We start from the raw sequence: 12,794 nt of genomic DNA on the forward strand, positions 1-12,794 counted from the left end.
ATGGATGCCTGGCCCCGCTGCCTCGAACGCCTCGAAGCCGAACTTCCGGCCGAGGATATCCACACCTGGCTCAAGCCCCTGCAGGCGACGCGGCGAGACGACACCACGGTGCTCTACGCGCCCAACGCGTTCGTGGTCGAACACGTTCGCGAGCGCTACCTGCCCCGCATCCGCGAGCTTCTGGCGCATTTCGCCGGCAGCGACGAGGTGAGCCTGGAGATCGGCTCCCTCCCGCGCGCCGCCGCGCCGGTCCCGGAAGCGGTCGCCGCCACGCTGGTCGCGCCCGTGCGCGCCGCGCCGAGCGAGCCGTTCAACGGTCACCTGGACAACCACTACACCTTCGAGAACTTCGTCGAAGGCCGCAGCAACCAGCTCGGTCGCGCCGCCGCGTGGCAGGCCTCGCTCAAGCCCGGCGATCGCGCGCACAACCCGCTGCTGCTGTACGGCGGCACGGGCCTGGGCAAGACGCACCTGATGTTCGCCGCCGGCAACGCGATGCGCGCGGCGAATCCGAACATGCGCGTGCTCTACCTGCGCAGCGAGCAGTTCTTCAGCGCGATGATGAAGTCGCTGCAGGACAAGACCATGGACGCGTTCAAGCGCCAGTTCCAGCAGGTCGACGCGCTGCTGATCGACGACATCCAGTTCTTCGCCGGCAAGGACCGCACGCAGGAGGAGTTCTTCCACACCTTCAACGCGCTGTTCGACGGCAAGCAGCAGATCATCCTGACCTGCGACCGCTATCCGCGCGAGGTCGAAGGCCTGGAGCCGCGCCTGAAGTCGCGCCTGGCCTGGGGCCTGAGCGTGGCGATCGAACCGCCGGACTTCGAGACACGCGCGCAGATCGTGTTGAGCAAGGCGCGCGAACGCGGCGCGCACATTCCCGAGGAAGTCGCGTTCCTGCTCGCCAAGAAGATGCGCAGCAACGTGCGCGACCTGGAAGGCGCGCTCAACACGCTCGCCGCGCGCGCCAACTTCACCGGCCGCGCGATCACGGTCGAATTCGCGCAGGAAACCCTGCGCGACCTGTTGCGCGCGCAGCAGCAGGCGATCGGCATTCCGAACATCCAGAAGACCGTGGCCGATTACTACGGCCTGCAGATGAAGGACCTGCTGTCCAAGCGCCGCACGCGCTCGTTGGCGCGTCCGCGCCAGATGGCGATGGCGCTGGCCAAGGAGCTGACAGAGCACAGCCTGCCGGAGATCGGCGACGCGTTTGCCGGCCGCGACCACACCACGGTGCTGCACGCGTGCCGCCAGATCCGCACGCTGATGGAAACCGACGGCAAGCTGCGCGAAGACTGGGACAAGCTGATCCGCAAGCTCAGCGAGTGATGCATCGGCGGCCCGCAGCAAAGCGACGGTCGCCGATACATACTTATCCCCGTCCGCACGGGGCAAGCCGTGTATGGTGCGGGCACAAGTTGTGGACAGTTTCGGCCCTCGCGCCGTGCGCTAGAGTTGTCCACAGTTTGTCCGCCGGTTGCCCGGCCAGTTCTACCGAAGTTTCACAAGTAAGAAAAACCTTGGTTATCAAGAGCTTGAGATGGTTTTCCCGGATTTCCGGCGACACCATCACCACCATGCTTTTGATTTATTCCACATACTTAGTAATGGCACGGGGACGGGGTCCGCATGCGTTTTTCCCTTCAACGCGAAGTCTTTCTCAAGCCGCTCGCTCAGGTCGTCAACGTCGTCGAGCGCCGCCAGACCCTGCCGGTTCTGGCCAATCTGCTGGTACAGGTGAAGGACGGACAGCTCTCGCTGACCGGTACCGACCTGGAAGTGGAGATGGTCTCGCGCGTTCTGGTGGATGACGCACAGGACGGCGAAACGACGATCCCCGCGCGCAAGCTGTTCGAGATCGTTCGCGCCCTGCCCGACGGCAGCAAGGTCACCGTCTCGCAGTCGGCCGAAAAGATCACGGTGCAGGCCGGGCGCTCCCGCTTCACCCTGTCGAGCCTGCCGGCGAACGACTTCCCTTCGATCGACGAGGTCGAAGCCAACGAGCGCGTCCGCGTGCCCGAGGCGGCGCTCAAGGAACTGATCGAACGCACGGCGTTCGCGATGGCCCAGCAGGATGTCCGTTACTACCTCAACGGCCTGCTGTTCGACCTGCGCGAAGCCAGCCTGCGCTGCGTGGCCACCGACGGCCATCGCCTGGCGCTGTGCGAATCGCCGCTCGACAACGGCGCGATGACCAAGCGCCAGCTGATCGTGCCGCGCAAGGGCGTGCAGGAACTGCAGCGCCTGCTGGAAGGCGGCGAGCGCGAGCTCGAGCTGGAAATGGGCCGTGGCCACCTTCGCGTGAAGCGCGACGATGTCACCTTTACGAGCAAGCTGATCGACGGTCGCTTTCCGGACTATGAGGCGGTCATCCCGATCGGTGCCGACCGTGAGGTGCGGATCGATCGCGAAGTCCTGCGTGCCTCGCTGCAGCGCGCCGCGATCCTGTCCAACGAGAAGTACCGCGGCGTTCGCCTGGAAGTTTCGCCGGGCCAGCTGAAGATCAGCGCGCACAACCCGGAGCAGGAAGAAGCGCAGGAAGAGGTCGAGGCCGACACGCGCGTCGATGATCTGGCGGTGGGGTTCAACGTGAACTACCTGCTGGATGCGCTGACCTCGCTGAAGGACGAGCACGTGGTCATCATGCTGCGCGACGCGAACTCCTCGGCGCTGGTGCGCGAGGCGGCGAACGACCGTTGCCGCCACGTCGTGATGCCGCTGCGACTCTGATTCACGCGTTCCACGTGAAACATCGACGCCCGGCCTCGTGCCGGGCGCTTTGTTTTCGCCCTCCGGTAAACTTGTCCCGATGCACGTCACCCGACTTGAGCTGCGCCATCTGCGCCGCTTCCAGGATCTCCGCCTCGACCCTGCCCCCTGCCTGAACCTCATCACCGGCGACAACGGCGCGGGCAAGACGACCGTGCTCGAAGCGCTCCATCTGATGGCTTACGGCCGCAGCTTCCGCGGCCGCGTACGCGACGGCCTGATCCGGGCAGGCGATACCGGCCTGGAGGTATTCGTCGAGTGGCGGGAAAAGGCGGGCCGTTCGGGAGATGACGAGCGCCATCGGAAAGCCGGGCTTCGTCACACCGGCCAGGATTGGACCGGTCGCCTCGACGGCGCGAAAGTCGCCCAGCTCGGGGATCTCTGCGCAGCGCTGGCGGTCGCGACATTCGAGCCCGGTAGCCACGCGCTGATCACCGGCGGCGGCGAGTCCCGTCGCCGCTACCTCGACTGGGGGCTGTTCCACGTGGAACCAGACTTCCTTCCGGTGTGGCGCCGATACAGCCGTGCCCTCAAGCAGCGGAACGCGCTGCTCAAAGCCCGGGCCCGGGACGCCCAGCTCGATGCTTGGGATCACGAACTCGCCGAGGCCGGAGAACCGCTCAGCCGTTTCCGCGAGCGCTACCTCGACCTCCTCCAGCTACGTTTCGAGCCGTTGTTGTCCGACCTCGCCCCGGCGCTGGGCCTGAGCCGTCTCGAGTACGCACCGGGCTGGCGTCGCGACGAGATGTCGCTCGCAGATGCGTTCCTGCTGTCCCGCGAGCGCGACCTCGCCGCCGGCTATACCGGCGTGGGGCCGCATCGGGCGGACTGGCGGGTCGTGTTCGCGAACCTGCCGGGGCGCGAGGCGCTCTCCCGCGGCCAATCGAAGCTCACCGCGCTGGCGGCCCTGCTCGCTCAGGCTGAACACCACGACCAGATACAAGGCGAATGGCCCGTGGTCGCGCTCGACGACCTTGCATCCGAGCTCGATCGCCACCATCAAGGAAGGGTGCTGGCGCGCCTGCGGTCCAGCGGTGCCCAGGTGTTCATCACCGGCACCGAGGCCCCACCCGGGCTCCCTACCGATTCTCGCGTGCACCGGTTTCACGTGGAACATGGCGCCATCACGACCCGCTGAGTCCGCTTCCCGCCGTCCGACGGCGGGTTGTCCAGCGCCCGAACGCCGGCTGTTATACTCCCGGTTTGTATAGCTAATGTGTCTTGACGCGCCCGGCCCCGCCGCGGACCGCGTCGACGGAGCCTGTCGCCGCATGACCCACATCGAGCACGATCCCTCGCAAGATCCGTCCGTCGCTTCGACCCCCGCCGTTCCCCAGACCTACGACTCCAGCAAGATCACCGTGCTGCGTGGTCTGGAAGCCGTGCGCAAGCGTCCGGGCATGTACATCGGCGACGTGCACGACGGCACCGGCCTGCACCACATGGTGTTCGAAGTCGTCGACAACTCGGTCGACGAAGCCCTGGCGGGGCATGCCGACGACATCGTGGTGACGATCCACGTGGACGGCTCGGTCTCCGTGCTGGATAACGGCCGCGGCATGCCGGTGGACATCCACAAGGAAGAAGGCGTCTCAGCGGCCGAGGTGATCCTCACCGTGCTGCACGCCGGCGGCAAGTTCGACGACAACAGCTACAAGGTTTCCGGCGGCCTGCACGGCGTGGGCGTCTCGGTGGTCAATGCGCTGTCGGAGCACCTGTGGCTCGACGTGTGGCGCGACGGCTTCCACCATCACCAGGAATATGCGCTGGGCGAGCCCGTGGCTCCGCTCAAGCAGCTGGAAGCTTCCGACAAGCGCGGCACGCGCCTGCGCTTCAAGCCGTCCGCGTCGATCTTCACCGACATCGAGTTCCACTACGACATCCTCGCGCGTCGTCTGCGCGAGCTGTCGTTCCTCAATTCGGGCGTGAAGATCACGCTGGTCGACGAGCGCGGCGAAGGCAAGCGCGATGTCTTCCAGTACGCCGGTGGCATCCGCTCGTTCGTCGAGCACCTGGCGCAGCTGAAGAATCCGCTGCACCCCAACGTCATTTCGGTGTCGGGCGAACAGAACGGCATCACGGTGGACGTCGCCCTGCAGTGGACCGACGCCTACCAGGAAACGATGTTCTGCTTCACCAACAACATCCCGCAGAAGGACGGCGGTACGCACCTGGCCGGCTTCCGCGCTGCCCTGACGCGCACGATGTCCAACTACATCGAGCAGAACGGCATCGCCAAGCAGGCCAAGATCAGCCTGTCGGGCGACGACATGCGCGAAGGCATGATCGCCGTGCTGTCGGTGAAGGTGCCCGACCCCAGCTTCTCTTCGCAGACCAAGGAAAAGCTGGTCAGCTCCGACGTGAAGCCGGTGGTCGAAGCGACCTTCGGTGCGCGCCTGGAAGAGTTCCTGCAGGAACACCCCCAGGAAGCCCGCGCGATCTGCGAGAAGGTCGTCGATGCCGCGCGCGCGCGCGAAGCCGCCCGCAAGGCGCGCGATCTCACGCGCCGCAAGGGCGCGCTCGACATCGCGGGCCTGCCAGGCAAGCTCGCCGACTGCCAGGAGAAGGATCCGGCGCTCTCCGAACTGTTCATCGTCGAGGGTGACTCGGCAGGTGGCTCGGCCAAGCAGGGCCGCAACCGCAAGACGCAGGCGATCCTTCCGCTCAAGGGCAAGATCCTCAACGTCGAGCGCGCGCGTTTCGATCGCATGCTCGGCAGCGCCGAAGTCGGCACGCTTATCACCGCGCTGGGCACCGGCATCGGCAAGGACGAGTACAACCCGGACAAGCTGCGCTACCACCGCATCATCCTGATGACCGACGCGGACGTCGACGGAAGCCACATCCGCACGCTGCTGCTGACCTTCTTCTACCGGCAGATGCCGGAGCTGATCGAGCGCGGCCACGTCTACATCGGCCTGCCGCCGCTGTACAAGATCAAGCAGGGCAAGAACGAGCTGTACCTCAAGGACGACGCGGCGCTCGACGCGTACCTGGCGAACAACGCCGTGGAAGGCGCCTCGCTCGTGCCGGCCACGGGCGAGCCGGCGATCGAAGGCGCCGCGCTGGAGAAGCTGCTGCTTGCCTACGCGAGCGCACGCGAGGCCATCGGCCGCAACGCGCATCGGTACGATCCGAGTGTCATCGAAGCGCTGATCGATTCGATCCCGCTCGATGCCGCCGCGCTGGCTGACCACACCGCGCTGCGTCGCGAGTTCGATGCGTTGGAGGCGCGCCTCAATCGTGGCGGCCTCGGCAAGCCGCGCTACACGCTGGAACTGCACGAAGGTGCCGGTCAGCCCGCGCTGCTGGTCAAGCGCCTGCACATGGGCGAGGAACTCACCCAGGTGCTGCCGCTGTCGATCTTCGAAGCCGGCGAACTGCGCACCGTGCGTGAAGCCGCCGCGCAGCTGCATGGCCTGATCCGCGAAGGCGCGCAGATCGTGCGCGGCAATCGCGCGCAGCCCATCGACAGCTTCGCGCAGGCGCAGACCTGGTTGCTGGAAGAAGCCAAGAAGGGCCGCCAGATCCAGCGCTTCAAGGGCCTGGGCGAAATGAACCCCGAGCAGCTCTGGGACACGACGGTGAACCCGGAGACCCGCCGCCTGCTGCAGGTGCGGATCGAGGACGCGGTTGCCGCCGACCAGATCTTCAGCACGCTGATGGGCGACGTCGTCGAACCGCGCCGCGAGTTCATCGAAGACAACGCGCTCAAGGTCGCCAACCTCGACGTGTGATGCGTCGCGAGCCATCCCGGGGCTTCGTGCCCCGGAAGCGGCGCGCGTGCGTGTTCAGGCATTGACGAAGTGTTAATCCGGCGGGCGATACAACCCCCTTCAGCCTCAAGCCTCCTCTTCAGGGTGAATCGATGAAACGCGCTTTGCTCGGCCTCGCCATCGCCACCCTCGTGGTCGCCTGCGCCACCACGACCTCGCCCACCGGACGCACGCAGTACGTCGGCGCGGTCTCGCAGGAACAGCTCAACCAGTTGGGCGCCCAGGCCTTCGCAGAGGCCAAGGCGAAGGAAAAATTGAGCACCGACGCGCGCCAGAACACCTACGTACGCTGCGTCGTCGACGCCATCACCCGGCAGCTGCCAGCCGGCTGGCAGACACAGTGGGAAGTGGCCGTCTTCCAGGACGATTCCCCGAACGCCTTTGCCCTTCCAGGCGGCAAGATCGGCGTCAACACCGGCATCTTCACCGTGGCCAAGAACCAGGACCAGCTCGCGGCGGTCATCGCGCACGAGATCGGCCACGTCGTCTCGCGCCACCACGACGAGCGCATCACCAAGCAGCAGGGCACCTCGACCCTGCTCGGCATCGGCAGTGCGATCCTCGGTAGTGCCTACGGTTCAGGTGCCGGCAATGCAGCCGGCCAGATCGGCGGCGCCGCGGCGCAGACCTTCTACCTGCTTCCGAACTCGCGAACGCAGGAAACCGAGGCGGACGTGGTCGGCCAGCAGCTGGCCGCGAAGGCGGGCTTCGACCCCCGCCAGGCCGTGAATCTGTGGCAGAACATGATTGCCGCGGGCGGCAGCCGTCCTCCGCAGTGGCTTTCGACCCACCCGGATCCGCAGTCGCGCATCAACGAACTCGGCGCGCGCGCGGGAAGCCTCATGCCCACTTTCGAGCAGGCGCGCGCGTCCGGCCATACGCCGAAGTGCGGTTCGTAAGACTGCAAATCCGGCACACAACCCCGTATCGCAGCGTCGTGCGTTTCTGTTAGCGTGACGCCCCCCTGGCCCCGGTGCCATCGTCCCGCGCGCGCCCGCGTGCGGCAGCAGATCTGAGGTGTTCGATGAACAAGTTTTCCCTCCGTAACCGCAGCATCCTGGCCGCGGCCATTGGCGCGGTGCTGGTGTTCGGTGCGGTCAGCCAGGTGAATGCCCAGTCCGCGCAGGATCGCGCCGAGGAGCGTCGTGCACGCCAGGCCGAAGGCAAGCAGAAGGCTGCCAAGCCGGCTGAGGAATACCCGCAGGCGACCCGCCAGGTCGAGGCCAAGGCCTCTTCGAAGGGCGGCCAGAAGCTGCAGAAGATGATGGGCCTGTACGACGACGACAAGGGCACCGAGGCCCGCGCCGCCGCCGACGAAATCATCGCGACCGAGACCTTCAACGCCTACGACCGCGCGTTCGCCGCGCAGATGGCCGCGCAGATCGCCTACGACGCCGACGACACCGCCGCCGCCAAGAACTACCTGCGCAAGGCGATTGAACTCAATGGCTTGGACAACAACGGCCACTACGGCGCGATGTACATGCTCGCCCAGCTGCAGCTGCAGGACGAGCAGTACGCCGAATCGCTGAAGACGCTCGATACCTTCTTCAACGAAACCAAGAGCACCAAGCCGGAGCAGCTGGTGGTCAAGGGCAACGCCCTGTACCGCCTGGAGCGCTACCCGGAAGCCGCTACGGTCCTCAAGCAGGCCATCGATTCCAGCCCGACGCCGAAGCCGGAATGGCAGCAGCTGCTGATGGCGACCTACGCCGAGTCGGGCAACGCCGGTGAAGCGGCCAAGATGGCCGAGGCCGTCGCCGCGAAGAACCCGAACGACAAGCGCGCCCAGCTCAACCTGGCCGCCGTGTACCAGCAGGGCGAGATGTACGACAAGTCGGCCGCCGTGCTCGAGAAGCTGCGCGCTTCCGGCCAGCTGACCGAAGACAAGGAATACCGCCAGCTCTACGCCACGTACCTGAACATGGACGGCAAGGAGAAGGAAGCCATCGCGGTCATCAACGACGGTATCCAGAAGGGTGTCCTGAAGCCGGACTACCAGACGTACCTCGCACAGGCGCAGGCGTACTATTTCTCCGACCAGGCCGGCCCGGCGATTGACGCCTACAAGAAGGCCGCTCCGCTAGCCCCCGATGGCGAGGCTTACCTGAATCTCGCCCGTGTCCTGTGGCAGGAAGACCGCATCCCCGAGGCCAAGGAAGCCGCCAAGCAGGCCGTCGCCAAGGGCGTCAAGAAGCCCGACGACGCCAAGAAGATTCTCGCCCTGCCGGGGAAGTAATTCGGCAAAGCGAATCTACCGATTTGTGTGATTACACGGACGCGAATTGGTATATGCTAGGAGGTTCCCGCGACTCGACATGGGCCGCGGGAATCGTATCTGACGGCCCGAGGCGCCCTGGCGTCCGGAATTACCTCCCGAGCTACGGCGCATGACGCAAGACCTAGAAATTCACGCTAGAACCGACGACGACCGCGAAGGTTTGAACTGGGCACGTATTGCCGGTATCACCATCGCGATCGCCTTCCACGTCGCGGCCCTGCTCCTCCTGCTTGCTCCGATGGCCCCTCCGGCCCAGCAGCAGAAGGAAGAGGAGGTCACGTTCGTCAACCTCATCAAGCCGCCGCCGCCGCCGCCGCCGCCGCCGCCGCCGCCGCCGGAACCGCCGAAGGAGCTGAAGCCGCCGCCGAAGCTCACTCCGCCGCAGCCGACGCCGTTGCCGCCGCCGCCGGAAGAGCCGCCGATCGTGGTCGACGACCCGAGCCCGGTGGACGTGCAGGCGCCGCCGCCGAGCCCGCCGTCGCCGCCCGCACCGGCCACGACGATCGGTTCGAGCGTCGATCCGTCCTCGAAGCGGCTCAACCCGCCCAAGTACCCGCCGACGGAAGCCCGTCAGGGTGTTGGTGGCACGGTCGTGCTGGTCATCACCATCGACGGCCAGGGCAACGTGCTTGACGTCGCTGTCGAGAAGTCGAGCCGCAACCGCAACCTCGACCGCGCTGCAATGGATGCTGCCCGGAAGTGGAAGTTCAACCCGGAAATGCAGAACGGCGTCGGTGTCCAGAGCCGCGTCCGCGTCCCGGTCGATTTCGTCCCGCCGACCTGATCGGGGTCACGGGATTCGTTAGCACCAAACCCGCAACACACTCCTTTTCCACGACATTTCAAAGGTAAGCGTCATGCTGCAGGAAACCACCACCGCTGCGACTGCTGGAGGCTCCAACGCCCAGGCACTTCAGCAGATGAGCTTCGCGCATCTGTTGCAGAACTTCGACTTCGTCGGCTGGGTCGTCTTCATCACTCTGGCGATCATGTCGATCCTGTCGATCTACTGGATCGTCGTGAACTTCGTGAAGAACCTGCGCCTGCGCGCCAGTTCGGATCGCGTCGTCTCCACGTTCTGGGAAACCCCGAACGCGCAGGACGCCATCCGTTTCATGGAAGAGCAGGGCCGTTTCGAGCCGTTCTCGAAGATCGCCCTCGACGCCGCCCAGGCGGCTGCCCACCACCAGCGCCACGAAGGTTCGCGCCTGGTCGAGTCCCTGAACCGCTCGGAGTTCGTTGACCGTGCGCTGCGCCAGGGCGTGACCCGTGAGTCGTCGAAGCTGGAAGCCGGCCTGACCGTGCTCGCCACCGTCGGTTCGACCGCTCCGTTCGTCGGTCTGCTCGGTACCGTGTGGGGCATCTACCACGCCCTGATCCGCATCAGCGCGACCGGCCAGGCGTCGATCGACGCCGTCGCAGGTCCGGTGGGCGAAGCGCTGATCATGACCGCCATCGGTCTGTTCGTCGCGATCCCGGCGGTGCTGGCGTACAACTTCTTCACCCGCCTCAACCGCGTCACCAACAACAAGTTCGATACGTTCGCGCACGATCTGCACGACTTCTTCGCCACCGGCTCGCGCGTCGGCGAAGTGGGCGCGAAGCGCTAAGAACGCGTTGTAACAACGACACCCTCTTGCAGCAGGTTGGAGTTTCGTAATGGCCTTCAGTACTGGCGATAGCGGCGGCCCGATGGCCGAGATCAACGTCACGCCCCTCGTGGACGTGATGCTGGTTCTGCTCATCATCTTCATGATCACCGCGCCCCTGATGTCGCATAAGGTCCAGGTCGATCTTCCGGAAGCGAATCTGGACAAGCGTGACAGTGAGGCTCCGCCGGTTCCGCCGATCAGCATCACGGTGGAAGACAACGGCAACCTTTACTGGAACGACGAGCCGGTGACCAAGGACCTGCTCGAGAGCCGTCTGTCGATCGAAGCTCAGAAGACGCCGCAGCCGGAAATCAACGTCCGCGGCGACAAGACGACCAAGTACCGCATCGTGTCCGAAGTGGTGCAGATTGCGCAGGCCCAGGGCATGCGCAAGGTCGGCTTCATGGCGCTCAAAGAACCTCGCTGATCCGGAGATCCAGTAATGGCATTTGCATCGAAATCCGGTGGCGGTCCGATGTCGGACATGAACGTCACGCCCCTCGTGGACGTGATGTTGGTGTTGCTGATCATCTTCATGGTGACGGCGCCTCCGCTGACGTATCCGATCGACGTTAACCTGCCGCAGAAGTCGCTGAACCCGCCGCCGCAAACGCGCGAACCGCCGCCGCCGATCAGGCTGCGTATCGACGCGTCCGGTCAGGTGTTCTGGAACGACGCTCCGCAGCCCATCACCGCGATCCAGGACATGATGAAGGCGGAGGTCCAGCGCGACCCGAGCAATCAGCCCATGCTCGAGATCGATACCAGCCCGGACGCCGATTACGGCATCCTGGCGAAGGTGCTGGCGCATGCGAAGAACGCCAATATGGAAAAGATTGGCTTCGTCCAGAACTGATTGACGCTTACCTGTCGGGAAGACGCCGCCTCCGGGCGGCGTTTTCTTTTGTGCGTTCGAAAGGCCCAGGCGCGTCGCCCTGCCGCTCCCTACAACCTTCGTGCGACTTGCAGCCGCCGCCCCGCCGGGTTTAGCGTGGAACCGGGCATGGGGCCCATGGAGGTTGCGCGATGGCTGCTTCCGTTTTCCGCGATTCCCCTTCGTCGTCCCGCAGCGGCCACACCGAGGTCGCGCAGATGAACATCACGCCGCTGGTCGACGTCATGCTGGTGCTGCTCGTGATCTTCATGGTCGCCACGCCGATGGTGGCCAGCAAGATCGACCTGCGATTGCCGCAGAACATTGAGACCACACAGCGGAAAGAACCGCCACGACGTGTGGCGTTGAAAGTCGATGCGAACGGCCACTTCCAGCTTGATGGCGTCGCGCTCGAGCGCGCGGCCTTGCCGCAGGCGCTGCGCGATCTGATGCAGGCCGATCCCCGTACCGTCGTCCAGATCACCGCGAACGCGGATGCGGACTATCAGGACTTTGCCTGGACGCTGGCCGAAGCCCAGCGCAACGGCGTCCGCGATATCGCCTGGGAATAAAGCGTCGAACCGGCGCCCGCCGCTCGGCGGGCGCCCACTTCTGGAAGTGCCTCAGCTCCGCTCCTCACCCAGCAGGGCGAGATACCCGCGCACGGTCGCATCCAGGCCGTCGTACAGCGCTTCACCGATGAGCGCATGGCCGATGGATACCTCAAGGACGCCCGGCACGGCGCGCAGGAAGGCGCCGAGGCTTTCCTGACTCAGATCGTGTCCCGCGTTGACGCCGAGGCCGGCGTCCTGCGCGCGCCTGGCGGCTTCGGCGAAATGCACCGCCATCGCGTGGCCCTGCCCGCTCGCGAAAGCCTCCGCCCACGGTCCGGTGTAAAGCTCGACGCGATCGGCCCCGACGTGCGAGGCATGCGCGATGCCAGCGCGCCCGCCGGGCGTGTGCGCATCGGCGAACAGGCTGACGCGGCAGCCGATGCCTTTCAGCGCATCGACGTGCGGACGCAGCGACTCCGCATCGCGCACGAAATCGAAACCGTGATCGGACGTGAGCTGCGCGTCGCCGTCGGGAACCAGCGTCGCCTGCGCCGGACGCACCGCGTCGCAGAGCGCGAAGAACCCGGGATAGCCGGCGCGCGGCGGTGCGAAGGGATTGCCTTCGAGGTTGAACTCCACGCCACGTTCGCGCGTGAGTTCGGCCAGCGCATACACGTCGTCGGCACGGATGTGCCGCGCATCCGGACGCGGATGCACGGTGATGCCGTGGGCCCCGGCGTCCAGGCACGCGCGCGCGGCGCGCACCACATCGGGTTCGGAGCCGCCGCGCGAATTGCGCAGCACGGCGATCTTGTTGACGTTGACGCTCAGTACGGTCATCGCGCGACGTCCTGCGTCGACGTCGCGAAGCTCCACGCTTGG

At 65.8% G+C, this 12,794-nt stretch carries 12 protein-coding genes; 11 read left to right on the plus strand and 1 reads right to left on the minus strand.

Features of this window, described 5'->3' with window-relative positions; translation table 11 throughout:
• The 11 genes from dnaA (at position 1) to GOY17_RS00055 (ending at position 11,930) form a co-directional block, all read left to right on the plus strand.
• Positions 1-1,335, plus strand: coding sequence for a chromosomal replication initiator protein DnaA (gene dnaA, locus GOY17_RS00005; protein WP_157028796.1), 1,335 nt, complete (start codon positions 1-3; stop codon positions 1,333-1,335).
• A 300-nt stretch (positions 1,336-1,635) separates the two neighbouring features.
• Complete coding sequence (gene dnaN / locus GOY17_RS00010) at positions 1,636-2,736, plus strand: DNA polymerase III subunit beta (RefSeq protein ID WP_157028797.1); 1,101 nt, start codon at positions 1,636-1,638, stop codon at positions 2,734-2,736.
• 79 nt (positions 2,737-2,815) lie between these two features.
• On the plus strand, positions 2,816-3,913 hold the full coding sequence (recF, locus tag GOY17_RS00015) for a DNA replication/repair protein RecF (protein WP_157028798.1): 1,098 nt from the start codon (positions 2,816-2,818) through the stop codon (positions 3,911-3,913).
• A 133-nt stretch (positions 3,914-4,046) separates the two neighbouring features.
• Positions 4,047-6,512 (plus strand): DNA topoisomerase (ATP-hydrolyzing) subunit B, encoded by a 2,466-nt coding sequence (gene gyrB, locus GOY17_RS00020; protein WP_157028799.1) that lies wholly within the window; start codon positions 4,047-4,049, stop codon positions 6,510-6,512.
• A gap of 131 nt (positions 6,513-6,643) precedes the next feature.
• Positions 6,644-7,450 (plus strand): M48 family metallopeptidase, encoded by an 807-nt coding sequence (locus tag GOY17_RS00025; RefSeq protein WP_115843170.1) that lies wholly within the window; start codon positions 6,644-6,646, stop codon positions 7,448-7,450.
• 125 nt (positions 7,451-7,575) lie between these two features.
• Complete coding sequence (locus tag GOY17_RS00030; protein ID WP_157028800.1) at positions 7,576-8,790, plus strand: tetratricopeptide repeat protein; 1,215 nt, start codon at positions 7,576-7,578, stop codon at positions 8,788-8,790.
• Between the two features lie 151 nt (positions 8,791-8,941).
• Positions 8,942-9,616, plus strand: a complete 675-nt coding sequence (locus GOY17_RS00035) for an energy transducer TonB (RefSeq protein ID WP_115843166.1) — start codon at positions 8,942-8,944, stop codon at positions 9,614-9,616.
• 73 nt (positions 9,617-9,689) lie between these two features.
• Entirely contained in the window at positions 9,690-10,442 is a 753-nt protein-coding gene (locus tag GOY17_RS00040; protein WP_115843164.1) for a MotA/TolQ/ExbB proton channel family protein, read from the plus strand.
• A 49-nt stretch (positions 10,443-10,491) separates the two neighbouring features.
• Positions 10,492-10,911 (plus strand): ExbD/TolR family protein, encoded by a 420-nt coding sequence (locus GOY17_RS00045; protein ID WP_115843162.1) that lies wholly within the window; start codon positions 10,492-10,494, stop codon positions 10,909-10,911.
• Between the two features lie 15 nt (positions 10,912-10,926).
• A complete protein-coding gene (locus GOY17_RS00050) occupies positions 10,927-11,340 on the plus strand; it encodes an ExbD/TolR family protein (RefSeq protein ID WP_115843160.1) in 414 nt (137 codons plus the stop codon).
• A 236-nt stretch (positions 11,341-11,576) separates the two neighbouring features.
• Positions 11,577-11,930 carry an ExbD/TolR family protein gene (locus GOY17_RS00055; RefSeq protein WP_198173750.1) on the plus strand — a complete coding sequence of 118 codons (354 nt, stop codon included), beginning with the start codon at positions 11,577-11,579 and terminating at the stop codon, positions 11,928-11,930.
• A 51-nt stretch (positions 11,931-11,981) separates the two neighbouring features.
• Here the strand turns inward: GOY17_RS00055 and GOY17_RS00060 are convergent, their stop codons facing one another.
• On the minus strand, positions 11,982-12,752 hold the full coding sequence (locus GOY17_RS00060; RefSeq protein ID WP_157028802.1) for a pyridoxine 5'-phosphate synthase: 771 nt from the start codon (positions 12,750-12,752) through the stop codon (positions 11,982-11,984).
• Positions 12,753-12,794: the final 42 nt, after the last annotated feature.

Origin of the sequence: Lysobacter soli, assembly GCF_009755585.1 — a bacterium.
Lineage (GTDB): Bacteria > Pseudomonadota > Gammaproteobacteria > Xanthomonadales > Xanthomonadaceae > Lysobacter_J > Lysobacter_J soli.

Bases quoted from the DNA above. Each gene is read 5' to 3' on its own strand.
- dnaA (WP_157028796.1), top strand. From the start codon at position 1: ATGGATGCCTGGCCCCGCTGCCTCGAACGCCTCGAAGCCGAACTTCCG.
- dnaN (WP_157028797.1), top strand. From the start codon at position 1,636: ATGCGTTTTTCCCTTCAACGCGAAGTCTTTCTCAAGCCGCTCGCTCAG.
- recF (WP_157028798.1), top strand. From the start codon at position 2,816: ATGCACGTCACCCGACTTGAGCTGCGCCATCTGCGCCGCTTCCAGGAT.
- gyrB (WP_157028799.1), top strand. From the start codon at position 4,047: ATGACCCACATCGAGCACGATCCCTCGCAAGATCCGTCCGTCGCTTCG.
- GOY17_RS00025 (WP_115843170.1), top strand. From the start codon at position 6,644: ATGAAACGCGCTTTGCTCGGCCTCGCCATCGCCACCCTCGTGGTCGCC.
- GOY17_RS00030 (WP_157028800.1), top strand. From the start codon at position 7,576: ATGAACAAGTTTTCCCTCCGTAACCGCAGCATCCTGGCCGCGGCCATT.
- GOY17_RS00035 (WP_115843166.1), top strand. From the start codon at position 8,942: ATGACGCAAGACCTAGAAATTCACGCTAGAACCGACGACGACCGCGAA.
- GOY17_RS00040 (WP_115843164.1), top strand. From the start codon at position 9,690: ATGCTGCAGGAAACCACCACCGCTGCGACTGCTGGAGGCTCCAACGCC.
- GOY17_RS00045 (WP_115843162.1), top strand. From the start codon at position 10,492: ATGGCCTTCAGTACTGGCGATAGCGGCGGCCCGATGGCCGAGATCAAC.
- GOY17_RS00050 (WP_115843160.1), top strand. From the start codon at position 10,927: ATGGCATTTGCATCGAAATCCGGTGGCGGTCCGATGTCGGACATGAAC.
- GOY17_RS00055 (WP_198173750.1), top strand. From the start codon at position 11,577: ATGAACATCACGCCGCTGGTCGACGTCATGCTGGTGCTGCTCGTGATC.
- GOY17_RS00060 (WP_157028802.1), bottom strand. From the start codon at position 12,752: ATGACCGTACTGAGCGTCAACGTCAACAAGATCGCCGTGCTGCGCAAT.